Here is a 26925-nt window from a genome sequence, read left to right on the forward strand (position 1 = left end):
ATGAACAGCACGCTTATCCAGACAGACCGTTTCGCCCTCAGCGAAACCGAGCGCTCGGCCATCGAGCACGAGATGCATCACTACGAGGACCCGCGCGCGGCGTCCATCGAAGCCTTGAAGATCGTCCAGAAGGAACGTGGCTGGGTGCCGGACGGCGCCATTCACGCGATCGGCGAAGTGCTGGGCATCCCTGCCAGTGACGTCGAAGGCGTGGCCACCTTCTACAGCCAGATCTTCCGCCAGCCGGTCGGCCGCCACATCATCCGCGTGTGCGACAGCATGGTCTGCTACATCGGTGGCCACGAGTCCGTGGTCAGCCAGATTCAGAGCGAACTGGGCATCGGCCTCGGCCAGACCACCGCAGACGGGCGTTTCACCCTGCTGCCAGTGTGCTGCCTGGGCAACTGCGACAAGGCCCCGGCACTGATGATCGACGACGACACCTTTGGCGACGTGCAGCCGACTGGCGTTTCCAAACTGCTGGAGGGTTACGTATGACCATTACTTCCTTCGGCCCGGCCAACCGCATCGCGCGTTCGGCCGAAACCCACCCACTGACCTGGCGCCTGCGTGACGACGGCGAGCCGGTATGGCTTGCCGAGTACGAATCCAAGAACGGCTACGCCGCTGCCCGCAAGGCACTGGCGCAGATGTCGCAGGACGACATCGTCCAAGCGGTCAAAGACTCCGGCCTCAAGGGCCGTGGCGGTGCGGGCTTCCCCACTGGTGTGAAGTGGGGCCTGATGCCCAAAGACGAATCCATGAACATCCGCTACCTGCTGTGCAACGCGGATGAAATGGAGCCGAACACCTGGAAGGACCGCATGCTGATGGAGCAACAGCCCCATCTGCTGGTCGAGGGCATGCTGATCAGCGCCCGCGCCCTGAAGGCCTACCGCGGCTACATCTTCCTGCGTGGCGAATACACCACCGCAGCGAAGAACCTCAACCGCGCCATCGACGAAGCCAAGGCCGCAGGCCTGCTGGGCAAGAACATCCTCGGTTCGGGCTTCGACTTCGAGCTGTTCGTGCACACCGGCGCCGGTCGCTACATCTGCGGTGAAGAAACCGCACTGATCAACTCGCTCGAAGGCCGCCGCGCCAACCCACGCTCCAAGCCGCCCTTCCCTGCCGCCGTTGGCGTGTGGGGCAAGCCGACCTGCGTGAACAACGTCGAGACCCTGTGCAACGTCCCGGCCATCGTCGCCAACGGCAACGACTGGTACAAGTCGCTGGCTCGCGAAGGCAGCGAGGACCACGGCACCAAGCTGATGGGCTTCTCCGGCAAGGTGAAGAACCCGGGCCTGTGGGAACTGCCGTTCGGCGTCACCGCCCGCGAGCTGTTCGAAGACTACGCCGGTGGCATGCGCGACGGCTTCAAGCTCAAGTGCTGGCAGCCAGGCGGCGCCGGTACCGGCTTCCTGCTGCCCGAGCACCTCGACGCCCAGATGTACGCCGGCGGCATCGCCAAGGTCGGCACCCGTATGGGTACGGGCCTGGCCATGGCGGTCGACGACAGCGTCAACATGGTCTCGCTGCTGCGCAACATGGAAGAGTTCTTCGCCCGCGAATCGTGCGGCTGGTGCACCCCTTGCCGTGACGGCCTGCCGTGGAGCGTGAAGATGCTGCGCGCGCTGGAAAACGGCCAGGGCCGCGCTGAAGACATCGAGACCCTGCTGGGTCTGGTCAACTTCCTCGGCCCAGGCCGCACCTTCTGTGCTCACGCACCGGGTGCCGTCGAGCCCTTGGGCAGTGCCATCAAATACTTCCGCTCCGAATTCGAGGCCGGTGTCGCCCCAGCCAGTGCTGCCGACACCCTGCGCCCGAACCTGGCCAAGCCAGTGCCGAGCGGGCCGATCGTGGTCGGCGCATAACAAGATGAGCTGCGGGTGGTCCGTGCCACCCGCCAGCCTGCAGGCCGGCCCGAACGATTCGAGGCGGGCCGCAGGCATACAGATTTCCATTAGCCACGCCCGCTCACGCGGGCCAACGAAGAACTTTGAACAATGGCCACTATCCACGTAGACGGCAAAGCGCTCGAAGTCAACGGTGCAGACAACCTGTTACAGGCGTGTCTGTCGCTCGGCCTCGACATCCCTTATTTCTGCTGGCACCCGGCGCTTGGTAGCGTTGGCGCCTGCCGGCAATGTGCGGTCAAGCAGTACACCGACGAGAACGACACCCGTGGTCGTATCGTCATGTCCTGCATGACCCCTGCCTCCGACGGCACCTGGATCTCCATCGAAGATGACGAGTCCAAGGCGTTTCGCGCCAGCGTCGTCGAGTGGCTGATGACCAACCACCCGCACGACTGCCCCGTGTGCGAGGAAGGCGGTCACTGCCACCTGCAGGACATGACGGTAATGACCGGCCACAACGAGCGCCGTTACCGTTTCACCAAGCGTACCCACCAGAACCAGGACCTCGGCCCGTTCATCGCCCACGAGATGAACCGCTGCATCGCCTGCTACCGCTGCGTGCGTTACTACAAGGACTACGCAGGCGGCACCGACCTGGGTGTCTACGGCGCCCACGACAACGTGTACTTCGGCCGCGTTGAAGACGGCGTGCTGGAGAGCGAGTTCTCCGGCAACCTGACCGAGGTCTGCCCGACCGGTGTATTCACCGACAAGACCCACTCCGAGCGCTACAACCGCAAGTGGGACATGCAGTTTGCCCCAAGCATCTGCCACGGTTGCTCCAGCGGCTGCAACATCAGCCCGGGCGAGCGCTACGGTGAACTGCGTCGCATCGAGAACCGCTTCAACGGCTCGGTCAACCAGTACTTCTTGTGCGACCGTGGCCGCTTCGGCTATGGCTACGTCAACCGCACCGACCGCCCACGCCAGCCACGCCTGGCCGATGGCACCAAGCTGAGCCTGGACGCCGCCCTGGACAAGGCCGCCGACCTGCTGCGCGGCCGCACCATCGTCGGCATCGGCTCGCCACGCGCCAGCCTCGAAAGCAACTACGGCCTGCGCGAGCTGGTCGGTGCCGAGTACTTCTACTCCGGCATGGAAGCAGGCGAACTGGCCCGCGTGCGCCTGGCCCTGAACGTGCTGAACAACAGCCCGCTGCCCGTGCCGACCCTGCGCGACATCGAAGACCACGACGCAGTGTTCGTGCTCGGTGAAGACCTGACCCAGACCGCCGCCCGCGTTGCCCTGGCCGTACGCCAGGCCACCAAAGGCAAGGCCGAAGCCATGGCCGAGGCGATGAAAGTGCAGCCTTGGCTGGACGCTGCGGTGAAAAACATCGGCCAGCACGCGCTGTACCCGCTGTTCATCGCGTCCCTGGCTGAAACCAAGCTGGACGACGTTGCCGAAGAATGCGTGCACGCAGCCCCGGCCGACTTGGCCCGCATCGGTTTCGCCGTGGCCCACGCCATCGACCCGAGCGCCCCGGCCGTTGCTGGCTTGGACGACGAAGCCAAGGCCCTGGCCCAGCGCATCGCCGACGCCCTGGTCGCGGCCAAGCGCCCGCTGGTGGTTGCCGGTACTTCGCTGGCCGACCCTGCCCTGATCGAAGCCGCCGCCAACATCGCCAAGGCCCTGAAGCTGCGCGACAAGAACGGTTCGCTGAGCCTGGTTGTGCCTGAGGCCAACAGCCTCGGCCTGGCCATGCTTGGCGGTGAGTCCGTCGATGCCGCGCTGGATGCGGTCATCAGCGGCAAGGCCGACGCCATCGTGATCGTGGAAAACGACCTGTACACCCGCGTAGCGGCCGCCAAGGTCGATGCCGCACTGGCCGCAGCCAAGGTGGTGATCGTCGCCGATCACTCCCACACCGCGACCCTGGAGCGTGCGCACCTGGTGCTGCCAGCGGCCTCGTTCGCCGAAGGCGACGGTACCCTGGTCAGCCAGGAAGGCCGTGCCCAGCGCTTCTTCCAGGTGTTCGACCCGCAGTACCTGGACAGCAGCATCCTGGTCCACGAAGGCTGGCGCTGGATGCACGCCCTGCGTGCCACCCTGCTGAACAAGCCGGTCGACTGGACCCAGCTGGACCACGTCACCAGCGCCTGCGCCGAAGCCGCCCCGCAACTGGCTGGCATCGTCAACGCTGCGCCAAGCGCCGCCTTCCGCATCAAGGGCATGAAGCTTGCCCGTGAGCCGCTGCGCTACTCCGGCCGTACCGCCATGCGCGCCAACATCAGCGTGCACGAGCCACGCACCCCGCAAGACAAGGACACCGCGTTCGCCTTCTCGATGGAAGGCTACTCGGGCTCCGCCGAACCGCGCCAGCAAGTGCCGTTCGCCTGGTCGCCGGGCTGGAACTCGCCGCAAGCCTGGAACAAGTTCCAGGACGAGGTTGGCGGCCACCTGCGTGCCGGTGACCCGGGCGTGCGCCTGATCGAATCGCAAGGCGATCGCCTGAACTGGTTCAACGCCATCCCGGGCGCCTTCAACCCGGCCCGTGGCACCTGGACTGCAGTACCGTTCTTCCACCTGTTCGGCAGCGAAGAAAGCTCCTCGCGCGCCGCCCCGGTGCAAACGCGTATTCCAGCCGCCTATGTCGGCCTGGCCAAGTCCGAAGCCGACCGCCTGGGTGTCAACGAAGGAGCGCTGCTGAGCCTGAACGTGGCTGGCGTGGCCCTGCGCCTGCCGCTGCGTATCAATGAAGAGCTGGGCGCAGGCCTGGTCGCGCTGCCGAAAGGCCTGGCCGGCATTCCGCCTGCCATCTTCGGTGCACCCGTAGAAGGCCTGCAGGAGGCAGCACAATGAGCTGGTTCACCCCCGAAGTGATCGATGTGATCATCCAGGTCGTCAAGGCTATCGTGGTGCTGCTGGCCGTCGTGGTCTGCGGCGCCCTGCTCAGCTTCGTCGAGCGCCGCCTGCTGGGCTGGTGGCAGGATCGCTACGGTCCTAACCGTGTCGGCCCGTTCGGCATGTTCCAGATCGCCGCCGACATGCTGAAGATGTTCTTCAAGGAAGACTGGAACCCGCCCTTCGTCGACAAGATGATTTTCACCCTGGCGCCGGTCGTGGCCATGAGCGCGCTGCTGATCGGCTTCTCGATCATCCCGATCACACCGGGCTGGGTCGTTGCCGACCTGAACATCGGCCTGCTGTTCTTCTTCGCCATGGCTGGCCTGTCGGTATACGCCGTACTGTTCGCCGGTTGGTCGTCGAACAACAAGTACGCCTTGCTGGGCAGCCTGCGGGCGTCGGCACAGACCGTTTCGTACGAGGTGTTCCTGGGCCTGGCGCTGATGGGCGTGGTGGTGCAGGTGGGTTCGTTCAACATGCGCGACATCGTTGAATACCAGGCCCAGAACCTGTGGTTCATCATTCCGCAGTTCTTCGGCTTCTGCACCTTCTTCATCGCTGGCGTCGCCGTGACTCACCGTCACCCGTTCGACCAGCCAGAAGCGGAACAGGAACTGGCCGACGGCTACCACATCGAGTATGCCGGCATGAAATGGGGCATGTTCTTCGTCGGTGAGTACATCGGCATCATCCTCATCTCGGCGCTGCTGGTGACCCTGTTCTTCGGCGGCTGGCACGGCCCGTTCGGTATCCTGCCGCAGGTGCCGTTCCTGTGGTTCGCGCTGAAAACCGCGTTCTTCATCATGCTGTTCATCCTGCTGCGCGCCTCGATCCCGCGCCCACGCTATGACCAGGTGATGGACTTCAGCTGGAAGTTCTGCCTGCCGCTGACCCTGATCAATTTGCTGGTGACCGCTGCGATCGTGCTTTACAACACGCCAGCCGTCGCGGCCCAGTGAGGATTTGACCCATGTTCAAATATATCGGCGACATCGTTAAAGGCACCGGCACTCAGCTGCGCAGCCTGGCAATGGTGTTCTCCCACGGGTTCCGCAAGCGCGACACCCTGCAGTACCCCGAAGAAGCTGTGTACCTGCCGCCGCGCTATCGCGGCCGCATCGTCCTCACCCGCGACCCCGACGGCGAGGAGCGCTGCGTGGCGTGCAACCTCTGCGCGGTGGCCTGCCCGGTCGGCTGCATCTCGCTGCAGAAGGCCGAGACCGAGGACGGCCGTTGGTACCCTGAGTTCTTCCGCATCAACTTCTCGCGTTGCATCTTCTGCGGCCTGTGCGAGGAAGCGTGCCCGACCACCGCGATCCAGCTGACTCCGGATTTCGAAATGGCCGAGTTCAAGCGTCAGGACCTGGTGTACGAGAAAGAAGATCTGCTGATCTCCGGCCCCGGCAAGAACCCTGACTACAACTTCTACCGTGTTGCGGGTATGGCGATCGCTGGCAAGCCGAAGGGCTCTGCGCAGAACGAGGCCGAGCCGATCAACGTGAAGAGCTTGCTCCCATAAGGACAGAAAGATGGAATTCGCTTTCTACTTCGCATCCGGGATCGCCGTGGTCTCCACCCTTCGGGTGGTAACCGGCACCAACCCCGTGCACGCCCTGCTCTACCTGATCATTTCGCTGATTTCCGTGGCAATGATCTTCTTCGCCCTCGGTGCGCCGTTTGCCGGCGCCCTGGAAGTGATCGCCTACGCTGGCGCCATCATGGTGCTGTTCGTGTTCGTGGTGATGATGCTCAACCTGGGGCCGGCCTCAGTCGCCCAGGAACGCGGCTGGCTCAAGCCCGGCATATGGGCGGGGCCGGTGATACTGGGCACCCTGCTGCTGCTTGAGCTGCTGTACGTGCTGTTCGTCACCCCGAGCGGTGCCGGCATCAGCGGTACCACCGTGGGCCCGAAAGAAGTGGGCATCAGCCTGTTCGGCCCGTACCTGCTGGTGGTCGAACTGGCTTCGATGCTGCTGCTCGCCGCAGCCGTCACCGCCTTCCACCTGGGCCGCAACGAGGCGAAGGAGTAAATCATGGGTGCTATCCCTCTCGAGCATGGTCTGGCGGTCGCCGGCATCCTGTTCTGCTTAGGTCTGGTTGGCCTGATGGTCCGCCGCAACATCCTCTTCGTGCTCATGAGCCTGGAAGTCATGATGAACGCCTCTGCCCTGGCGTTCGTCGTCGCCGGTGCCCGTTGGGTCCAGCCCGACGGCCAGGTGATGTTCATTCTGGTGATCAGCCTGGCAGCCGCCGAGGCCAGCATTGGCCTGGCCATCCTGCTGCAGCTGTATCGCCGCTTCCACACTCTCGACATCGATGCTGCCAGTGAGATGCGCGGATGAACCTTCTCTTCCTGACTTTCGTCTTCCCCCTGATCGGCTTCCTGCTGCTGTCGTTCTCGCGCGGGCGGTTCTCGGAGAACCTGTCCGCCCTGATCGGCGTCGGCTCGGTCGGCCTCTCGGCCGCGACGGCCGCCTACGTCATCTGGCAATTCAACGTGGCACCGCCTGAAGGCGGCGCGTACAGCCAGCTGCTGTGGCAGTGGATGTCGGTGGACGGCTTCGCACCGACCTTCACCCTGCACCTGGACGGCCTGTCGGTCACCATGCTCGGCGTGGTCACTGGCGTGGGCTTCCTGATCCACCTGTTCGCGTCCTGGTACATGCGTGGCGAAGCCGGTTACTCGCGCTTCTTCTCGTACACCAACCTGTTCATCGCCAGCATGCTGTTCCTGATCCTGGGCGATAACCTGCTGTTCATCTACTTCGGCTGGGAAGGCGTGGGCCTGTGCTCGTACCTGTTGATCGGTTTCTACTACAGCAACCGCAACAACGGTAACGCGGCACTCAAGGCCTTCATCGTCACCCGTATCGGCGACGTGTTCATGGCCATCGGCCTGTTCATCCTGTTCGCCCAGCTGGGTACCTTGAACGTGCAGGAACTGCTGGTACTGGCACCGCAGAAGTTCCAGGCGGGCGACACCTGGATGGTGCTGGCGACCCTGATGCTGTTGGGTGGCGCGGTCGGTAAATCGGCCCAGTTGCCCTTGCAGACCTGGCTGGCCGACGCGATGGCAGGCCCTACCCCGGTTTCGGCACTGATCCACGCGGCAACCATGGTGACTGCGGGCGTGTACCTGATCGCCCGTACCAACGGCCTGTTCCTGCTGGCCCCGGACATCCTGCACCTGGTGGGTGTGGTCGGTGGTGTGACCCTGGTGCTGGCCGGCTTCGCCGCGCTGGTACAGACCGACATCAAGCGTATCCTCGCCTACTCGACCATGAGCCAGATCGGCTACATGTTCCTGGCGCTGGGCGTGGGTGCCTGGGACGCGGCGATCTTCCACCTGATGACCCACGCCTTCTTCAAGGCCCTGCTGTTCCTTGCGTCCGGTGCGGTGATCGTTGCCTGCCACCACGAGCAGAACATCTTCAAGATGGGCGGCCTGTGGAAGAAGCTGCCGCTGGCCTACGCCAGCTTCGTGGTCGGTGGCGCCGCCCTGGCGGCCCTGCCGATCGTGACGGTGGGTTTCTACTCCAAGGACGAGATCCTCTGGGAAGCCTTCGCCAGCGGCAATACCGGCCTGCTGTACGCCGGCCTGATCGGTGCGTTCATGACCTCGCTGTACACCTTCCGCCTGATCTTCATCGCCTTCCACGGCGAAGCCAAGACCGAAGCCCACGCCGGCCACGGCATCAGCCACTGGCTGCCGCTGGGCGTGCTGATCGTGCTGTCGACCTTCGTCGGCGCCTGGATCACCCCACCGCTGGCAGGCGTGCTGCCTGAAAGCGCCGGCCACGCCGGTGGTGACGCCAAGCACTCGCTGGAGATCGCTTCGGGCGCCATCGCCATCGCCGGTATCCTGCTGTCAGCCCTGCTGTTCCTGGGCAAGCGCCGCTTCGTCAGCGCGATCGCCAACAGCGGCATCGGCCGTGTCCTGTCGGCCTGGTGGTTCGCCGCCTGGGGCTTCGACTGGATCTACGACAAGCTCTTCGTCAAACCTTACCTGCTGATCTGCCACATCCTGCGCAAGGACCCGGTAGACCGCAGCATCGGCCTGATCCCTCGGATGGCGCGTGGCGGCCACGTCGCTATGAGCAAGACCGAGACTGGCCAGCTGCGCTGGTACACCGCCTCGATCGCCGTCGGCGCCGTGCTGGTGCTCGGTGCTGTGGTAGTGGCTGCGGTATGACTATGAATCTTGCGACTTTGCCAAAGGAAACCAACCCGTCATGATTTTGCCTTGGCTGATCCTGATCCCCTTCATCGGCGGCTTCCTGTGCTGGCTGGGTGAGCGCTTCGGCGCCACCCTGCCGCGCTGGATCGCGCTGCTGACCATGTCCCTGTTGCTCGGAATCGGCCTGTACCTGTGGGGCACCGGCGACTACACCCTGGCGCCTGCGCCGGGTGCCGAACCTGCCTGGGCACTCGAATACAAAGTCGAGTGGATCAAGCGCTTCGGCATCAGCATCCACCTGGCCCTCGACGGCCTGTCGCTGCTGATGATCCTGCTCACCGGCCTGCTCGGTGTGCTGTCGGTACTGTGCTCCTGGAAAGAGATCCAGCGCCACGTCGGCTTCTTCCACCTCAACCTGATGTGGATCCTCGGCGGCGTGGTCGGTGTATTCCTGGCCCTGGACCTGTTCCTGTTCTTCTTCTTCTGGGAAATGATGCTGGTGCCGATGTATTTCCTCATCGCGCTCTGGGGTCACAGCTCGGCGGACGGCAAGAAGACCCGGATCTACGCCGCAACCAAGTTCTTCATCTTCACCCAGGCCAGCGGCCTGATCATGCTGGTCGCGATCCTTGGCTTGGTGCTGGTCAACTACAACACCACCGGCGTGCTCACCTTCAACTACAGCGACCTGCTCAAGGCCGAGCTGCCGCCTGGCGTCGAATACGTGCTGATGCTGGGCTTCTTCATCGCCTTCGCGGTCAAGCTGCCAGTGGTGCCGTTCCACTCCTGGCTGCCTGATGCGCACGCCCAGGCGCCAACCGCAGGTTCCGTGGACCTGGCGGGTATCTTGTTGAAGACTGCGGCCTACGGCCTGCTGCGCTTCGCCCTGCCGCTGTTCCCGAACGCTTCGGCAGAGTTTGCGCCGATCGCCATGACCCTGGGCCTGATCGGTATCTTCTACGGTGCCTTCCTGGCCTTCGCGCAAACCGACATCAAGCGCTTGATCGCCTTCTCCAGCGTCTCGCACATGGGCTTCGTGCTGATCGGTATCTACTCCGGCAGCCAGCAAGCCCTGCAAGGCGCGGTGATCCAGATGCTGGCCCACGGCCTGTCGGCCGCCGCACTGTTCATTCTGTCCGGCCAGCTGTACGAGCGCCTGCACACCCGTGACATGCGTCAAATGGGTGGCCTGTGGCACCGCATCGCCTACCTGCCTGCAATCAGCCTGTTCTTCGCCGCCGCATCGCTGGGCCTACCAGGCACCGGCAACTTCGTCGGCGAGTTCCTGATCCTGATCGGCAGCTTCGCCAGCGTGCCATGGATCACCGTGATCGCCACCACCGGCCTGGTCTTCGGCTCGGTCTACTCGCTGATCATGATCCACCGTGCCTACTTCGGCCCAAGCAAGAGCGACACCGTGCTGGCCGGCATGGACGGCCGCGAGCTGATCATGGTGCTGGGCCTGGCGGTGCTGCTGATCGTGCTTGGTGTGTACCCGCAGCCGTTCCTCGACACTTCTGCCGCCACCATGAGCGGTGTGCAGCAGTGGCTTGGCTCCGCTTTCACTCAACTCGCTTCGGCCCGGTAAGAGCGCTATGGAATTCACCACTCAACACTTCATCGCATTGGCGCCGATGCTGATCACCACCATCACCACGGTGGTGGTGATGCTGGCGATCGCCTGGAAGCGCAACCACTCGCAGACCTTCCTGCTGTCCACCGTCGGCCTTAACCTGGCCTTGCTGTCGATTCTGCCGGCCCTCAAGGTTGCACCGCTGGCGGTCACCTCGCTGATCACCATCGACAAGTTCGCCTGCCTGTACATGGCGATCATCCTGGTGGCTACGCTGGCCTGCGTCACCCTCGCCCACGCCTACCTTGGCGAAGGCTCCAAGGGCTTCCCGGGCAACCGCGAAGAACTGTACCTGCTGCTGCTGATGTCGGCCCTCGGTGGCCTGGTGCTGGTCAGCGCCAACCACCTGGCCGGCCTGTTCATCGGCCTGGAGCTGCTGTCGGTACCGGTCTACGGCCTGGTGGCGTACGCCTTCTTCAACAAGCGCTCGCTGGAAGCCGGCATCAAGTACATGGTGCTGTCGGCCGCAGGTTCGGCCTTCCTGCTGTTCGGCATGGCACTGCTGTACGCCGATGCAGGCAGCCTGAGCTTCGACCAGATCGGCAAAGCCCTGGCAGCCACCAACATGCCAAGCCTGGTTGCGCAACTGGGCCTGGGCATGATGCTGGTCGGCCTGGCCTTCAAGCTGTCGCTGGTCCCCTTCCACCTGTGGACCCCGGACGTGTACGAAGGCGCCCCGGCGCCGGTCGCCGCGTTCCTGGCCACCGCGAGCAAGGTGGCGGTGTTCGCCGTGGTCGTGCGCCTGTTCATGCTCTCCCCTGCTGCCAGCAGCGGCGTGCTGAGCACCGTACTGGCGGTGATCGCGGTTGCCTCGATCCTGGTCGGTAACCTGTTGGCACTGACCCAGAGCAACCTCAAGCGCCTGCTCGGTTACTCGTCCATCGCCCACTTCGGCTACCTGGTCATCGCCCTGGTCGCCAGCAAGGGCCTGGCCCTGGAGGCCATGGGCGTGTACCTGGTCACCTACGTGATCACCAGCCTTGGCGCCTTCGGCGTCATCACGCTGATGTCCTCGCCTTACGGCGGCCGTGACGCCGATGCCCTGTACGAGTACCGCGGCCTGTTCTGGCGCCGCCCGTACCTGACTGCGGTACTGACCGTGATGATGCTGTCGCTGGCCGGTATCCCACTGACTGCGGGCTTCATCGGCAAGTTCTACATCATCGCCACCGGCGTCGAGTCGCACCTGTGGTGGCTGGTCGGCGCCCTGGTGATCGGTAGCGCCATCGGCGTTTACTACTACCTGCGCGTCATGGTCACCCTGTACCTGGTCGAGCCGAACCTGCGTCGCCACGACGCCCCGCTGAAGTGGGAACAGCGCACTGGCGGCGTGATGCTGCTGGCTATCGCGATCCTGGCCTTCGTGCTCGGTGTCTACCCGCAACCGCTGCTGGAAATGGTTCAGCAGGCGGGCCTGCAACTGATCGGCTGACCTCCGGCGATCCTGAACAACCCCGCCTCGGCGGGGTTGTTCTTTTTCAGGGCTACAGAACGAAAGCTGTGCTTCGTCTGACACTTGCAGCGTCAGACTCCCGCTTATCGATCTGGAAGCCCTTGCCATGCGCCCTACCCTCCCCCTCTCCTTGCTGGCCCTGTTGGTCTCCAGCGCCACCCAGGCCACAGGCCGCGTCGAACTCGACCAAGTGTTGATCGAAGATCAGCAACAGACCGAACTGGAGGCTGCCGCCGAGCACCTGCGGGAAATCCCTGGCGCCAGCAATCTGGTGGACATGAACCGCGTGGGGCAAGGCCGGGTCGCCAGCAATCAAGATGTGCTGGCCTACCAGCCTGGGGTGTTCGCCCAGTCGGCGGGCAACGATGGCATCAAGCTGTCGATCCGTGGTTCGGGCATCAACCGCGCTCCGGGGGCGCACGGCTCCGGGGTCTACACGATGTTCGACGGCTTGCCGCTGACCGGCCCCGGCGGCACCCCCTATGAACTGTTCGAGCCGCTATGGCTGAGCCGCGCCGAGGTATTGCGCGGGGCCAACGGTTTCGATCAGGGCGCCCTGGCCCTGGGGGGTGCCGTCAACTATGTCACCCACACCGGTTACGATGCCGCGCCACTGCAGGTGCGCTACGAGGTTGGTAGCCGCGGCTACCAACATCGGCACATCAGTTCTGGCCAGGTGCTGGGCAACCTCGATTACTACGTGGCGCTGACCGACTCGGAATACGACGGCTATCAGGCGCACAGCAGTGGCAGCGCCAAGGGTATCGCCGCCAATGTCGGCTACCGGTTCAACCCGAACCTTGAAACACGTTTTTACCTGCGTTATCGCGAAACCGAGAACGACCTGGCCGGGCGCCTGACCAAGGACCAGATCAAGCACGACCCGCGTGCCGCCAACGCGGCGTACCTGGCCCGCGACGACAGCCGGCCGCAACCGGGCAGCACCTGGGTGGCCAACAAGACCACCTTCTACCTTGAGGACGATGCCCGGGTAGAAGCCGGGCTGGTCTATCACGACTTCCCGATGGACCTGCGCGAAGGCCCAATGCGCCTCAAGGTGGCCTACACCGATGTCAGCGGCACCCTGAACTACCTGCGCCGCGATACCCTGCTGGGCCACGAGAGCAAGACCACCGTGGGCTGGCGAACCACCAAACACCTGCCCAACAGCGGTGCCTCGCAATTTGCCCGCACCAGCGGTGACAACTTCGGCGCACGCAGCCGCGACTTCAGCTACCAGGGCTCGGATACCGTGCTGCATGTCGGCAACGATCTGGAACTGATCCCTGATTTGTGGCTGACCACGGGCCTGGCGATGATCTATACCCGACGTGAAAGTGACGTCAGCTACCCTGCCACCGGCGGCAAGGTCAGCCAGCACGACTGGGACTACGCGCCGCGCCTGGGCCTGCGCTATGACATCAACCCGCACCTGCAGGTCTATGGCAACCTGAGCCGGTCCGTCGAGCCACCGCACCCGTGGTCGCTGATCTGGAGCGCCACGGCGGCGACACAACCTGTCGAAATGCAGAACCAGACAGCCACCACGCTTGAACTGGGCGCACGCGGCGACTCTGCGCTGGGGCGCTGGGACCTGGCGTGGTATTACTCGCAAGTGCGCCACGAACTGCTGGCCGTGGAAATCGTGCAGGGCCTGCCGGCCAAAGAATACAATGCCAGCGCCACCGTACACCAAGGTGTCGAGGCGGGCCTGGACAGCACCTTGTGGGAGCAAGCCGGCAGGGGCAAGCTGAGCCTGCGCCAGGCCTACACCTTCAGTGACTTCCACTACCGCGACGACGACACCTTCGCTGACAACCGCCTGCCTGGCATCCCCATGCATTACTACCAGGCCGAGTTGCGCTACGACTGGCCGAGCGGGTTCTATGCCGGGGTCAATACGCAGATGGCCTCCAAGGTGCAGGTCGACTATGCCAACAGTTACCACGCCGATGCCTATGCCTTGCTGGGGGCACGCCTGGGTTGGGACTCACCGAAACAGGACTGGCAGACCTGGCTGGACCTTCGCAACCTGACCAACAAACGCTATGCCGCGACAGTGACGCCGGGTTACAACGATGGCGGGCAGGACATCGCCCGGTCGACGCCGGGCGAAGGGTTTGCGGTCTATGCAGGGGTGTCCTACAGCTTCCGATAAACGGCCGGGGCCGCTGTGCGGCCCATTGCCGTCACCCTCAAACCGCCCTGTTCAACTTCACCCACGAGGCGAACTTGTCGATAAAGGCCTGCAGAAACGGCCGGGTCTTGTCGTTGAGCTTGCCCGAATCCTCGAACAGGTTGGCCGCGCCACCGAGGTACGCCTCAGGCATCTGCATGCAGGGCATGTCAAGAAACACCAGCGACTGGCGCACGGCATGGTTGGCGCCAAAACCGCCAATCGCCCCCGGCGACACACTCACCACCGCAGCCGGTTTGCCGCTCCAGGCGCTTTGACCATAGGGCCGCGAGCCGACGTCGATGGCATTTTTCAAGCAACCCGGCACCGAACGGTTGTACTCCGGCGTGACGAACAGCACCGCATCACTGCCGCGGATCTGCTCGCGAAAGCGCTGCCAGGGCTCAGGTGCGTTGGCCTCGACGTCCTCGTTATACAGGGGCAGGTCGCCAATCTCGACGATCTTCAAGGCAAGGCTGGACGGCGCCAGCTCCGAAAGTGCGCGGGCTACCTTGCGGTTGTAGGAATCCTTGCGCAAGCTGCCGACGACGACCGCTACCGAATACACCTGGCTCATGGCGATTTCCAACCTTTGCTGGCTAAGAGACGTTGTAGTTATAGATGACCGTTTCTCGCCGCTTTGGTTTTTTTTCCACGAGGGGAAAACTTCCGGGTATCTTGTACGGTCTATGTTTGCAGATATTTCCTACGTAATTCAGAGGTTTTCACCCAAATGGCAGCAGTAATGGTCGGCCAATTCCACGCCCGTGACGCCGAAGGCCGCATCTACCCCGTCCACGAGTTCCAGGAGTCCACCCTCCAGGTCGACGGCAGCGCGCTGGGCGCACCGATCACCACCTACCGCCTGGCAATCGGCGACCGCGTCAACCACCTGGGCGAAAACCGTTTCGAGCTGGCACAGACCGGCGTCGAGATCATTCGCATTCCTTGATGCAGTCCACGGTGTAGCGACCGCTTTCGTTCTGCAGGCCATGCACGTCGGCAACGAAACCCGGGAAGCCATCGTTGAAAGCTCGGGCAAACGCCAGGTAGTCGAGTATCGAGCGGGTCGCTTCGGTGAACCGCTCTCCCGGCATTATCAATGGAATGCCGGGCGGATACGGCACCAGCATCACCGCTGCGACACGGCCGAGCAGCGCTTCGATCGGCACCGCCTCCACTTCGCCGCGTACCATCTGGTCATAGGCCCGTGCCGGGCTGACGGCAACCTCCGGCAAGCTTGTGAACAACCGTTTGAGCTGCTTGGCCGTGGCATTGGCGCGGTAGCACTCGTGAAGCTGGTCACACAGCTCGCGCAACCCCATGCCTTGATAACGTGAAGTGTCCGCTGCCACCACACTCGGCAGGCAGGCGCTCAACCGGGTATTGCCGTCATAGTGGCGTTTGAACTCCAGTAGCTCTGTCAGCAAGGTGCTCCACTTGCCCTTGGTGATGCCCATGGAGAACAGCACCAGGAAGCTGTACAGGCCGGTTTTTTCCACCACCAGGCCGCGCTCCCATAGAAACTTGCTGACCACCGCCGCCGGAATGCCCTGCTCGCCCAACACACCCCCTGCGCTCAAGCCGGGCATGACCAAGGTCACCTTCAGCGGGTCGAGCAACACGTAGTTGCCCGCCACTTCACCAAAACCATGCCACTCAGCCCCCGGCTGAAGCTGCCAGTCCTGCGCGGCAAGGTGCTGTATGCCCTCTGCCGCTGGCGGTTGCCAGATGCTGAACCACCAGTCGGCAGCGGCAATATGCTTGCGCAGGTTGGCCAGCGCCCGGCGAAAGCTCAACGCCTCGTCGAACATTTCCTGCAACAGCGAGCGCCCGGCCGGCCCCTCCATCATGGTCGAGGCCACGTCCAGTGACGCTAGGATGCTGTACTGCGGCGACGTCGAGATGTGCATCATGAACGCTTCGTTGAAGCGGTCACGGTCCAGCTGGCGGCTGGCACCCTCCTGCACATGGATCATCGACGCCTGGCTGAAGGCCGCCAACAGCTTGTGCGTGGAGTGGGTGCTGAACACCAGTGGGCTGTCAGCCGCGCAAGCCGTGCCCATGGCATAGCGCCCCTCGAAGAACTCGTGAAACGCCGCGTAGGCGAACCAGGCCTCGTCAAAGTGCAGCACCTCGACACTCGCCCCCAGCGTCTGCTTGATCATCCCGGCGTGGTAGCACAGGCCGTCGTAGGTGGAGTTGGTGACCACTGCCAGCTTGATCCGCTGCCCGCGATCACGCGCCAGGGGGTTGGCCTGGACCTTCGCCTGGATCGATGCGGGGCTGAACTCACTGAGGGGTATCGGGCCGATGATGCCCAGCTCGTTGCGCTCGGGGCACAGGTAAATGGGAATGGCCCCGGTCATGATGATCGCGTGGACCACCGATTTGTGGCAGTTGCGGTCCACCAGCACCAGGTCATCACGGCCGACCATGGCGTGCCAGACGATCTTGTTGGCAGTGGAGGTGCCGTTGATCACGAAAAACGTGTGGTCGGCACCGAAGTTGCGTGCAGCCCTGGCCTCTGCCTGGGCCAAGGGGCCGGTGTGGTCTAGCAGCGAACCCAGCTCCGGCACTGAAACGGACAAATCCGAACGCAGGGTGTTTTCGCCAAAAAACTGGTGAAAGGCCTGGCCCACCGGGCTCTTGTGGTAGGCCACACCGCCGCCGTGCCCCGGTGTGTGCCAGGAGTAGTTGGATTGCGCGGTGTGTTGCACCAAGGCTTTGAAAAACGGCGGCAGCAGGCCGTCAAGGTAGCTGTGGGCGGCGCGTGCCACCTGGCGCGCAAGAAACGGCACGGTGTCTTCGAACAGATAGAGAATGCCGCGCAACTGGTTCAGCTCGCTCATGACCTCGGCGGGGGCGTTCTCCAGGGTGACCTGTTCGCCCAACGCAAAAATCGGCAGGTCAGGTGCGCGCAAACGGGCCAGGCGAATCAGCTCGGCCATGTTCTGTAGCAGGTGAGTGTTCTCGCCCACGCCCTCGGCGGCGATCAGCATGCAGGCCAGGCCGTGGTGGGTGGCCGCGACCAGGCGCGCTTCGGCGTGGTCCGCTGCGGCCAGGATGGCAAAGCCGTCCTGGCGCAACTCCTCGGCGATACCCCGGATGCGGTCACCGGCAACACTGTCGGCCTTGATCGCACGGTGGACGATGAGGATGGGGAACTTGAGGTCCTTGTACATCAGGCAGCTACCTCTGCAGGACGGGGTGTCCTTTTCAGGGTAGTTGTAGGAGCGGCCTTGCGTCGCGAAAGGGTCGCGTAGCGGCCCCAGGTTCTATGTCGCTGCAGAGATTGACGGGGCCGCTACGCGCCCCTTTCCGACCGGTCCGGCGCCCCGGCAAGGCCGCTCCTACAAAGGGCGCATGGTCAAGATGCAGGTGCCTCGCTCAACGCCTGCCACATCGCCGGCGCCCCCGCCGATTTGGCGATCGCCGCCAGCCGTTCGGCATGCGCCTCCAGCTCTTCGGCACTGGCCATGATCACCCGCCCAGGTGCACGGCCGGTAATACGGCGGATCTCGCTGCCGCCACCGCCCTGCCCGTCACTGTCGCCGTCAGCACCTTGCCCGGCTAGCGACAGGCTGGTCTGGCCGCCGGTCATTGCCAGGTAAACGTCGGCCAGCAGTTCCGAGTCGAGCAGTGCGCCGTGCAGCTCGCGGCCCGAGTTGTCGATGTCGTAGCGTTTGCACAACGCGTCGAGGCTGTTGCGCTGCCCCGGGTGACGGGAACGCGCCAGCAGCAGGGTATCGAGGATGGTGCAATGCTGCGCAAGGTCGGCGCGGTCGTGCTGGCCCAGCAGGGCGAACTCGTTGTTGATGAAGCCAACGTCGAACGCCGCGTTGTGGATGACCAGCGTGGCGCCCTGGATGAACTCGAAGAATTCATCCGCAACCTCGGCGAAGCGCGGCTTGCCGATCAGGAAGCTGTCGGTGATGCCGTGAACGCCGATGGCGCCCTCGTCACTCTCGCGGTCCGGTTGCAGGTAGACGTGGAAATGCCGCCCGGTCAGGCGACGGCCCATGACCTCGACACAGCCGATCTCGATGATGCGATGGCCTTCGCTGACCGGCATGCCGGTGGTTTCGGTATCGAGAATGACCAGGCGTTTATCTTGCTGCTGCTCCACGCGGGGGGCTCCAACTTGCATCAGTTACAAAGGACGCGATTGTACCCCAGCTCAACGCTGGGCGCGCACCTCATCGACCCCGCGGTTGGCCAGCTGGTCGGCCCGTTCGTTGCCCGGGTGGCCGATGTGGCCGCGCACCCACTTCCAGCTCACCTTGTGCCGGTTGACCTGTTCGTCGAGCAACTGCCAGAGGTCGGCGTTTTTCACCGGCTCCTTGGCTGCAGTCTTCCAGCCCCGTTTCTTCCAGTTGACCATCCATTCGTTGATGCCTTTCATCACGTACTGCGAGTCGGTGGTCAGCACTACCTCGCATTCACGCTTGAGCGACATCAGGCCCTGGATCGCGGCCATCAGCTCCATGCGGTTGTTGGTGGTCTCGCGTTCGCCGCCCCACAGTTCCTTCTCGACGCCCTTGTAGATCATCAGCACGCCCCAGCCGCCAGGGCCAGGGTTGCCCTTGCAGGCGCCATCGGTAAACATTTCGACGCTATCGCTCATGTACCACTCTTGTTCAGTGCTTTTCAGTATCAGGATTGGCCGCCGTACGGTTGACCTTGGCCAGCGGCAGCGGCAGCAGTTTGCCCATGGGTTCGCGGCGCTCCAGGCGCAACGGCCGCAGGCCGACCACCATCTTGCGCGCCACCAGCAGGTACACGCCGCCGCCGGAAATTTGCCAGCCGCCCGCCACCCGCTCCCAGCCTGCCAGGCGTTGCTGCCAGGCCGGCGAGGCAAGCGGCGGACGATAGCACCCGAAGCGGCGTTTCTCCAGCGCGAAGCCGAGCAGGTTGAGCCAGTCGCCAACCCGCGAAGGCGAGATGCAGCGGGCCTTGCGCAGGGCGCCATGGCTGAACAGGTGGCGCATGCCCCAACTGCTCCAGGGGTTGATGCCGACAATCAGCAGGTGCCCACCCGGGCGAACGGCGCTGGCGGCCTCGCGCAACAAGCCATGGGGGGTGAGGCTGAAGTCCAGGCCATGCTGCAGCACCACCACGTCGGCAGCATGCTCGCTCAATGGCCAGGCCTGCTCTTCACAGACGATTTCCACGCCCGGCAAGGGTGCCCCGAGGCGCACGTTGCGCTGCACCTGGGGCGCGCTGGGCGGTGCTTCGGCACAGGGCCCATAGTGCACCAGGTAACCGCCAAAGAAGCGCCCCAGCTCTTCTTCCAGCAGTTTTTTCCTCTTCTTTGAGCATCAACTGGCCGAGCGGGCCATTGAACCACTCACGGGCCAGGCTGATCAGCTCGACCCAATCGGGGTCGGCCTGGGCAAAGGCTTGGTCGGTCATTGCGTTCTCCCTCGAAGGTTCTCGTGCCACGCCATCGCGGCTAAGATGCCCTCATGTCCCCACGCTTGGCGATACGGATCCGCACCATGATACAGATCGATGCTCTACCCGCTTTCTCCGACAACTACATCTGGTTGTTACAGGATACTGCCCAAACGCCGTTGCGCGGTGGTTGACCCCGGCGACGCCGGCCCAGTGGAACGTTGGCTGGCGGCCAACCCCGACTGGGTATTGAGCGATATCCTCGTGACCCACCATCACAACGACCATGTCGGCGGCGTCGAACGGCTCAAGCAATTGACCGGCGCCAAGGTCTACGGCCCGGCCAACGAGCAGATTCCCCGCCCGCGATGCTGCACTGGCGGACGGCGATGAAATCAGCGTGCTGGGCCTAGCGTTCCAGGTCATCGGCGTACCCGGCCATACGCTGGGGGCATATCGCCTTTTTACACAGCGCAAACCAGCCACACCCCTGCTGTTCAGTGGCGACACGCTGTTCGCCGCCGGTTGCGGGCGCATGTTCGAAGGCACTGCCGAAACAGATGCACCCTTCCCTGCAGCGCCTGGCCGCCCTGCCGGCGCACACCGAGGTGTATTGCGCCCACGAATACACGCTGAGCAACCTGCGCTTTGCCAAGGCGGTGGAGCCACAAAACCCGCACGTTCTGCAGCGCTTCGACGAGGTTACCCGGCTACGCGCCGACAATCGCATCACATTGCCATCAACGATTGGCCTGGAACGGCTTACCAACCCCTTTATTCGCACGACTGAAACATCCGTTAAACAAAAAGCAGACGAATGGAAGGGACATTCAAACACCACGCATGTCGCTGTTTTTGCTGCCTTGAGGTCTTGGAAGGACACCTTCTGATAACCTCAAGATATATCGCATGTGAGGGTCAAAGGTTGACCAGGCCGGTAGCGGTTTCTAGAATCGCCGAAATTTTTCGCCCGGATACCTGTCCCAGCCGATGTCTTCCCGTAGCCGCAGAACCTCTCATTCCGTCGCCCTGACGCGTCTGGCCCAAATCAGTGCGCTGGCCCTGGCCGCCACGTTGGTGGGCTGCCAGAGCACCCGTCAGCTCGACGAATCCGATAGCGTTCGCGCGCACAACTATCAGGCGCGGATCAAGCACAAACCGGCCCCGCTGCTGATCAAGCCGGCCGAGCAGGCGCCGCAGGACGTGTGGGAGCGCATGCGCCAGGGCTTCACCCTGCAGGACAGCATCGACGTCAACCCGCGCATCGAGCAGCAGCGCCTGTGGTTCGCCAGCAACCCGCGCTTCATCGAAAGCGCCGGCGAGCGCGGCAGCCTCTACCTGCATTACATCGTCGAGCGCCTCGAAGAACGCGATATGCCGCTGGAGCTCGCGCTGCTGCCAGCCATCGAAAGCGCCTACAACCCGATGGCCTACTCGCGCGCCCATGCGGCAGGCATGTGGCAGTTCATCCCGTCCACCGGCCGCCACTTCAACCTGCGCCAAACCAACTTCTATGACGGCCGTCGCGACGTGACCGCCTCGACCAACGCCGCGCTGGACTACCTGAGCCGCCTGCACGACATGTTCAACGGCGACTGGCTGCTGGCCCTGGCCGCCTACAATGCCGGTGAAGGCACGGTCAGCCGCGCCATCGAACGCAACGAAAAGCTCGGCCTGCCAACCGATTACTGGAACCTGCCCCTGCCGCAGGAAACCCGCGACTACGTGCCTAAACTGCTGGCCCTGTCGCAGGTGGTGTCCACTCCGGACGCCTATGGCGTCAACTTGAACCCGATTGCCAACGAACCCTACTTCGAGGCGGTCGCCATCAATGATCGCCTCGACCTTTCGCGCGTTGCGGCGTTCGCCGACATCGACGAAGACGAGCTGATCCAGCTCAACCCGGCCTTCAAGAAGCGCATGACTGTAGACGGCCCCCAGCAATTGCTGGTGCCCACCGCCAAGGCGCAACTGCTGTCCGCCAGCCTGTCCAACCTCAAGCCTGAGCAGTTGATCAGCCTGCAGCCGAACAAGGCCGTGTTCGCCCGCGCCGTGGCCGAAGCCAAGGCCCCGGTGGCAGCGCGCAGCTACCGGGTCAAGCGTGGCGACAACCTGGGCAGCATTGCCAAGGCGAATCGCGTATCGGTCAGGGACATCAAGCGCTGGAACCGTATGTCCGGCAACGGCCTCCGGGCCGGCCAGGTACTGGCTCTGCGCGGCGGCAATGCGCCGAGTGCCGCCGGTAACCGGGTGGCGGCGTCCTCGAAACGCTCGACCCAGTACAAAGTACGCAAGGGTGACTCGCTGTACCTGGTGGCCAAGCGTTTCAATGTCGAAATGAAACACCTCAAGCGTTGGAACCCGCGCAGCGGGCATGCGCTCAAGCCAGGGCAGACGCTGACCGTTTACCTCTCTCACTGATGTAATGCCAGGGGCCGCTTTGCGGCCCTTTCGCGACGCAAGGCCGCTCCTGCAGGTTTAGCTTTCCTCAAACGATCAACCGCCTTCAAAACCTCTCTTTTTCCAACCCCACCAAGCTGTTACTGTACTCGATCAAAGCCCAACGCCTCTGGATCGGATGCCGACTTGATACGTCCCCTCCTGCTGTCACTCAGCCTGGCCTTGAGCTTTCCCGCCGTCGCGATGGTGAGCGAAAGCCACGGATACGCGCAGTTCGGCATGCTCAAGTACCCAGCCACATTCACCCACTTCGACTGGGTCAACCCGCAAGCGCCCAAAGGCGGCACCTTGCGGGCCATGGCATTCGGTACCTTCGACACGCTCAACCCTTACACCTTCAAGGGTTCGAGCCCGATTACCACACCGAACTTCCAGCAGTACGGCATCAGCGAACTGAACGAACCGCTGATGATCGGCACCGGGCAGTACGACCCCTCGGGCGACGAACCCACCTCCAGCTACGGCCTGATCGCGCGCTCGGTGGAGTACAGCGAAGACCGCAGCTGGGTGGTGTTCAACCTGCGCCCGCAGGCACGCTTCCATGACGGCCGCCCGATCACCGCGGCGGACGTGGCGTTCTCCTATCGCACGCTGCTCAAGGATGGCCACCCCATCTACCGCACCAACCTGCAAGAAGTGCAGCGGGTGGACATCCTCGGGCCCCTGCGTATTCGCTTTGTCTTCAAGCGTGCCGGCAACCCGCTGCTGATCCTGCGCCTGGGTGAAATGCCGGTGTTGCCCAAGCACTACTGGCAAGGCCGCGACTTCAAGGCCACCACCTTCGAGCCGCCACTGGGCAGTGGGCCCTATCGCATCACCCAGGTGTTGCCTGGGCGCCGCCTGGTGTTCGAGCGGGTAAAGAACTACTGGGGCAAGGACCTTGCGGTCAACCGCGGCAAGTACAACTTCAACCGGGTCGAGTACGAGTTCTACCGCGACGCCACCGTGGCGTTCGAGGCGTTCAAGGCCGGTGAGTTCGACATCTACATCGAGCACCAGGCAAAGAACTGGGCCAATGGCTACAACTTCCCGGCGGTACGCCGTGGCGATGTGATCAAGGCGCAAATCCCGCACCGCATCCCAACCCAGACCCAAGGCCTGTTCATGAACAGCCGCAGGGTAGCCTTCAGCGACCCCCGAGTGCGCCAGGCGCTGGGGCTGATGCTCGACTTCGAGTGGACCAACCGCGCCCTGTTCAGCAGCGCCTACCGCCGCTCGACCAGCTACTACCCCAACAGCGAATTCGCCGCCACCGGCCTGCCCACCGGCAAGGAGTGGCTGTTGCTGGCACCGTTCCGTGATCAGTTGCCGGAAAAACTGTTCAGCGAACCCTACAAAGTCAGCCAGACCGACGGCCGCGGCATCAACCGCCAGACCCTGCGCCAGGCCCTGAGCCTGCTCGGCGAAGCCGGCTGGAAGCTGAACGGCCAGCGCCTGGTGGACAGCAAAGGCCAGCAACTGCGCCTGGAGTTGCTGCTGGTTAACCCCAACCTCGAACGCATCCTGCAACCTTATGTCGAAAATCTGTCCAGCATCGGTATCGACGCACGCTTGCGTACCGTGGACCGCGCCCAGTACAAACAACGCCTGGACCAGTTCGATTTCGACATGATTCTGATGACCCTGAACCAGACCTTGAGCCCCGGCCTCGAACAGTGGCTGTACTTTCACTCAAGCCAGGCCGCGACCAAAGGCAGCAAGAACTATGCTGGGGTCAAGGACCCGGTGGTCGACCATCTGCTCGACACCTTGCTCGCCGCGCGCACCCGCGATGACCAGGTGGCCGCCGCCCGCGCCCTGGACCGCGTGCTTTCATGGCAGTACTACATGATCCCCAACTGGTACCTCGACAATCACCGCCTGGCCTACCGCAACCGGTTCGCCTTTGTCACCACGCCGCCCTATACCCTCGGGCTGAACAGCTGGTGGATCAAGACTTCGGAGAAAGCCCAATGATGCCAACGCACCGCCTGCGCCGGCTGGCCGGCAGCCTGCTGCTGGCCTGCCTGAGCCTTCCGGCCCTGGCCGCGCCGCAACACGCGCTTACGCTCTACGACGAGGCGCCCAAGTACCCGGCCAACTTCCAGCACTTCGACTACGTCAACCCGGATGCCCCCAAGGGCGGCACCTTCCGCCAGTCCAGCTTCGGTGGCTTCGACAGCCTCAACCCGTTCATCAACAAGGGCGTGTCGGCCGAGAACATCAGCGTCATCTACGACACGTTGATGCGCCAGAGCCTGGACGAGCCGTTCACCGAATACGGCCTGGTCGCCGGCAAGATCGAAAAGGCCCCGGACAACAGCTGGGTACGCTTCTACCTGCGCCCCGAAGCGCGCTTCCATGACGGCCACCCGATGCGCGCTGAGGATGTGGTGTTCACCTTCAACGCCCTGATCAAGGACGGCGCACCGCTGTACCGCCAATACTACGGCGACGTCGCCGAAGTGGTCGCCGAAGACCCGCTACGGGTGCTGTTCAAGTTCAAGCACCAGAACAACCGCGAACTGCCGCTGATTCTGGGCCAACTGCCGGTACTGCCCAAGCACTGGTACGAAAGCCGCGAGTTCAACCGCGGCAACCTGGAAATCCCCCTGGGCAGCGGCCCGTACAAGGTCGCCGAGGTCAAGGCCGGGCGCACCATCCGCTACGAGCGGGTCAAGGACTACTGGGCCAAGGACCTGCCGATCAACCGCGGCCAGTTCAACTTCGATGCCATGACCTTCGACTCCTACCGCGACACGGCCGTCGCACTGGAGGCATTGAAGGCCGGGGCGTTCGACTATGCGCTGGAGGTCAGCGCAAAAAACTGGGCCACCGCCTACAACGTCCCGGCGGTCCGCGATGGCCGCCTGATCAAGGAGGAGCTGCCCAACGGCAACCCCACCGGCATGCAGGGCTTCATTTTCAACCTGCGCAAACCGGTGTTCCAGGACATCCGCGTGCGCCAGGCGCTAAGCCTGCTGCTGGACTTCGAGTGGACCAACAAGCAGCTGTTCAACGGTGCCTACACCCGCACCGGCAGCTACTTCGAAAACTCCGACATGGCCGCCCGGGGCGTGCCCACGCCTGACGAGCTGAAAATTCTCGAACCGCTGCGCGGCAAAGTGCCCGAGCAGGTCTTCAGCGAGGCTTTCCGCAACCCGGTCACCGACGCCAGCGGCATGATCCGCGAACAGCAGCGCCAGGCCTACAAGCTGCTGCAGGACGCCGGCTGGAAGATCGTCGACGACAAGATGGTCGACAAGGACGGCAAGCCGGTGTCCATCGAGTTCCTGCTGGCACAGACCGAGTTCGAGCGCATCCTGCTGCCGTTCAAGCGTAACCTCGCCGACCTGGGCATTGACCTGAACATCCGCCGGGTCGACGTTTCGCAGTACATCACCCGCCTGCGCTCACGCGACTTCGACATGATCGTCGGGGGTTACCCGCAGTCCAATTCGCCGGGCAACGAACAGCGCGAGTTCTGGTCCAGTGCCGCTGCCGACAACCCTGGCAGCCGCAACTTCATCGGCCTGCGCGACCCGGCCATCGACCAGTTGGTAGAGCGGCTGATCAATGCCGAATCACGCCAGAGCCTGATCAACCATGCGCGCGCGCTCGACCGGGTACTGCTGTGGGGCTACTACGTGATCCCCAACTGGCACATCAAGACCTGGCGCGTGGCCTACTGGAACCACATCGGCCACCCCAAGGTGTCGCCCAAGTACGACATCGGCATCGACACCTGGTGGATCAAGCCCGGCGTGACCCCGGCTGTCAGCGACGCCACCCCGGCCGAGGCCAACTGAGATGCTGGCCTATATCCTGCGCCGCCTGCTGCTGATCATCCCGACCCTGTTCGGCATCCTGGTCATCAACTTCATCATCGTCCAGGCCGCGCCTGGCGGCCCGGTCGAGCAGATGATCGCCAAGCTCGAAGGCTTCGAAGGCGCCACCAGCCGCATCGCCGGTGGCGGTGCCGAGGTCTCCGTGGCCGGCTCCAGCTACCGCGGCGCCCAGGGCCTGGACCCGGCATTGGTGGCCGAGATCGAGCGCATGTACGGCTTCGACAAATCGCCGCCCGAACGCCTGTGGATCATGGTCAAGAACTACGCCCAGCTGGACTTCGGCGACAGCTTCTTCCGCGATGCCAAGGTCATCGACCTGATCATCGAGAAGATGCCGGTGTCGATCTCGCTGGGGTTGTGGAGCACGCTGATCATGTACCTGGTGTCTATCCCCCTAGGCATCGCCAAAGCCGTGCGCCACGGCAGCCACTTCGATGTCTGGACCAGCTCGGCGATCATCGTCGGCTATGCCATCCCGGCGTTCCTGTTCGCCATCCTGCTGATCGTGCTGTTCGCCGGCGGCAGTTACTTCGACTGGTTCCCGCTGCGCGGACTGACCTCGAACAACTTCGACGAGCTGTCCACCACCGGCAAGGTGCTGGACTACTTCTGGCACCTGGTACTGCCCATCACCGCGCTGGTCATCGGCAACTTCGCCACCATGACCCTGCTGACCAAAAACAGCTTCCTCGACGAGATCAACAAGCAGTACGTGGTCACCGCCAAGGCCAAGGGCCTGAGCCGCTCCCGGGTGCTGTACGGGCATGTGTTCCGTAACGCCATGCTGCTGGTGATCGCCGGCTTCCCTTCGGCCTTCATCGGTATCTTCTTCACAGGCTCGCTGCTGATCGAGGTGATCTTCTCGCTCGACGGCCTGGGCCTGATGAGCTTCGAGGCGGCGATCAACCGCGACTACCCGGTGGTCTTCGGCACCCTGTTCATCTTCACCCTGCTCGGGCTGGTGGTGAAACTGATCGGCGACCTGACCTACACCCTGGTCGATCCACGTATCGACTTCGCCAGCCGGGAGCACTGA

General features: G+C 63.6%; 20 protein-coding genes and 2 pseudogenes. 17 read left to right on the forward strand and 5 right to left on the reverse strand.

Translation table 11 applies throughout. The annotated features are described in order from the left end of the window. From nuoE to LOY26_RS18095, 11 genes are all read left to right on the forward strand, one after another. Positions 1–498 (forward strand): NADH-quinone oxidoreductase subunit NuoE, encoded by a 498-nt coding sequence (gene nuoE / locus LOY26_RS18045; protein ID WP_027592810.1) that lies wholly within the window; start codon positions 1–3, stop codon positions 496–498. Continuing rightward, positions 495–1874, forward strand: a complete 1380-nt coding sequence (gene nuoF / locus LOY26_RS18050) for an NADH-quinone oxidoreductase subunit NuoF (RefSeq protein ID WP_033699184.1) — start codon at positions 495–497, stop codon at positions 1872–1874. The genes nuoE and nuoF overlap by 4 nt, the downstream gene beginning before the upstream one ends. A gap of 132 nt (positions 1875–2006) precedes the next feature. After that, positions 2007–4721, forward strand: a complete 2715-nt coding sequence (gene nuoG / locus LOY26_RS18055; RefSeq protein ID WP_186657397.1) for an NADH-quinone oxidoreductase subunit NuoG — start codon at positions 2007–2009, stop codon at positions 4719–4721. After that, positions 4718–5725, forward strand: coding sequence for an NADH-quinone oxidoreductase subunit NuoH (gene nuoH / locus LOY26_RS18060; RefSeq protein WP_186657391.1), 1008 nt, complete (start codon positions 4718–4720; stop codon positions 5723–5725). Before nuoG ends, nuoH begins: the two co-directional genes overlap by 4 nt. Before the next feature lie 11 nt (positions 5726–5736). Beyond that, complete coding sequence (nuoI, locus tag LOY26_RS18065; protein ID WP_027592814.1) at positions 5737–6285, forward strand: NADH-quinone oxidoreductase subunit NuoI; 549 nt, start codon at positions 5737–5739, stop codon at positions 6283–6285. Positions 6286–6295: 10 nt separating this feature from the next. After that, the gene (gene nuoJ / locus LOY26_RS18070; protein WP_012313764.1) at positions 6296–6796 is read left to right on the forward strand and encodes an NADH-quinone oxidoreductase subunit J; all 501 of its coding nucleotides are present in this window, start codon (positions 6296–6298) and stop codon (positions 6794–6796) included. Between the two features lie 3 nt (positions 6797–6799). Next, entirely contained in the window at positions 6800–7108 is a 309-nt protein-coding gene (gene nuoK / locus LOY26_RS18075; protein WP_003251446.1) for an NADH-quinone oxidoreductase subunit NuoK, read from the forward strand. Next, positions 7105–8958, forward strand: coding sequence for an NADH-quinone oxidoreductase subunit L (nuoL, locus tag LOY26_RS18080; protein WP_258713960.1), 1854 nt, complete (start codon positions 7105–7107; stop codon positions 8956–8958). Before nuoK ends, nuoL begins: the two co-directional genes overlap by 4 nt. 40 nt (positions 8959–8998) lie before the next feature. Then, the gene (gene nuoM / locus LOY26_RS18085; protein ID WP_033699192.1) at positions 8999–10531 is read left to right on the forward strand and encodes an NADH-quinone oxidoreductase subunit M; all 1533 of its coding nucleotides are present in this window, start codon (positions 8999–9001) and stop codon (positions 10529–10531) included. 7 nt (positions 10532–10538) lie between these two features. Further along, the gene (nuoN, locus tag LOY26_RS18090) at positions 10539–12008 is read left to right on the forward strand and encodes an NADH-quinone oxidoreductase subunit NuoN (protein ID WP_033699194.1); all 1470 of its coding nucleotides are present in this window, start codon (positions 10539–10541) and stop codon (positions 12006–12008) included. A 127-nt stretch (positions 12009–12135) separates the two neighbouring features. After that, the gene (locus LOY26_RS18095; RefSeq protein ID WP_258713961.1) at positions 12136–14187 is read left to right on the forward strand and encodes a TonB-dependent receptor domain-containing protein; all 2052 of its coding nucleotides are present in this window, start codon (positions 12136–12138) and stop codon (positions 14185–14187) included. A gap of 37 nt (positions 14188–14224) precedes the next feature. On the opposite strand, the gene LOY26_RS18100 is transcribed toward LOY26_RS18095, so the two are convergent. After that, on the reverse strand, positions 14225–14782 hold the full coding sequence (locus LOY26_RS18100) for an NADPH-dependent FMN reductase (RefSeq protein ID WP_033699197.1): 558 nt from the start codon (positions 14780–14782) through the stop codon (positions 14225–14227). Positions 14783–14938: 156 nt separating this feature from the next. Between LOY26_RS18100 and LOY26_RS18105 the strand changes: the two genes are divergently transcribed. Then, complete coding sequence (locus tag LOY26_RS18105) at positions 14939–15157, forward strand: hypothetical protein (protein ID WP_033699199.1); 219 nt, start codon at positions 14939–14941, stop codon at positions 15155–15157. On the opposite strand, the gene LOY26_RS18110 is transcribed toward LOY26_RS18105, so the two are convergent. From LOY26_RS18110 to LOY26_RS18125, 4 genes and pseudogenes are all read right to left on the reverse strand, one after another. Then, entirely contained in the window at positions 15141–17390 is a 2250-nt protein-coding gene (locus LOY26_RS18110; protein ID WP_033699201.1) for an Orn/Lys/Arg decarboxylase N-terminal domain-containing protein, read from the reverse strand. The genes LOY26_RS18105 and LOY26_RS18110 overlap by 17 nt on opposite strands. Before the next feature lie 185 nt (positions 17391–17575). Then, positions 17576–18334, reverse strand: coding sequence for a DNA polymerase III subunit epsilon (gene dnaQ / locus LOY26_RS18115; RefSeq protein ID WP_186657382.1), 759 nt, complete (start codon positions 18332–18334; stop codon positions 17576–17578). A 51-nt stretch (positions 18335–18385) separates the two neighbouring features. After that, on the reverse strand, positions 18386–18832 hold the full coding sequence (gene rnhA / locus LOY26_RS18120; protein ID WP_033699205.1) for a ribonuclease HI: 447 nt from the start codon (positions 18830–18832) through the stop codon (positions 18386–18388). Between the two features lie 13 nt (positions 18833–18845). Further along, positions 18846–19620: pseudogene (locus LOY26_RS18125) on the reverse strand (class I SAM-dependent methyltransferase). An 86-nt stretch (positions 19621–19706) separates the two neighbouring features. Here LOY26_RS18125 and gloB point away from each other — a divergent pair. From gloB to LOY26_RS18150, 5 genes and pseudogenes are all read left to right on the forward strand, one after another. After that, positions 19707–20492, forward strand: a pseudogene (gene gloB, locus LOY26_RS18130) (hydroxyacylglutathione hydrolase). A 100-nt stretch (positions 20493–20592) separates the two neighbouring features. Further along, positions 20593–22023 carry a lytic transglycosylase domain-containing protein gene (locus LOY26_RS18135; RefSeq protein WP_186657368.1) on the forward strand — a complete coding sequence of 477 codons (1431 nt, stop codon included), beginning with the start codon at positions 20593–20595 and terminating at the stop codon, positions 22021–22023. A gap of 165 nt (positions 22024–22188) precedes the next feature. After that, positions 22189–24018 carry an extracellular solute-binding protein gene (locus LOY26_RS18140; RefSeq protein WP_202883658.1) on the forward strand — a complete coding sequence of 610 codons (1830 nt, stop codon included), beginning with the start codon at positions 22189–22191 and terminating at the stop codon, positions 24016–24018. Then, positions 24015–25850, forward strand: coding sequence for an extracellular solute-binding protein (locus LOY26_RS18145; protein WP_186663238.1), 1836 nt, complete (start codon positions 24015–24017; stop codon positions 25848–25850). Before LOY26_RS18140 ends, LOY26_RS18145 begins: the two co-directional genes overlap by 4 nt. A gap of 1 nt (position 25851) precedes the next feature. After that, positions 25852–26925 (forward strand): microcin C ABC transporter permease YejB, encoded by a 1074-nt coding sequence (locus tag LOY26_RS18150; RefSeq protein WP_033699217.1) that lies wholly within the window; start codon positions 25852–25854, stop codon positions 26923–26925.

The sequence above is a fragment of the Pseudomonas sp. B21-047 genome (assembly GCF_024748775.1).
Classification (GTDB): domain Bacteria; phylum Pseudomonadota; class Gammaproteobacteria; order Pseudomonadales; family Pseudomonadaceae; genus Aquipseudomonas; species Aquipseudomonas capeferrum.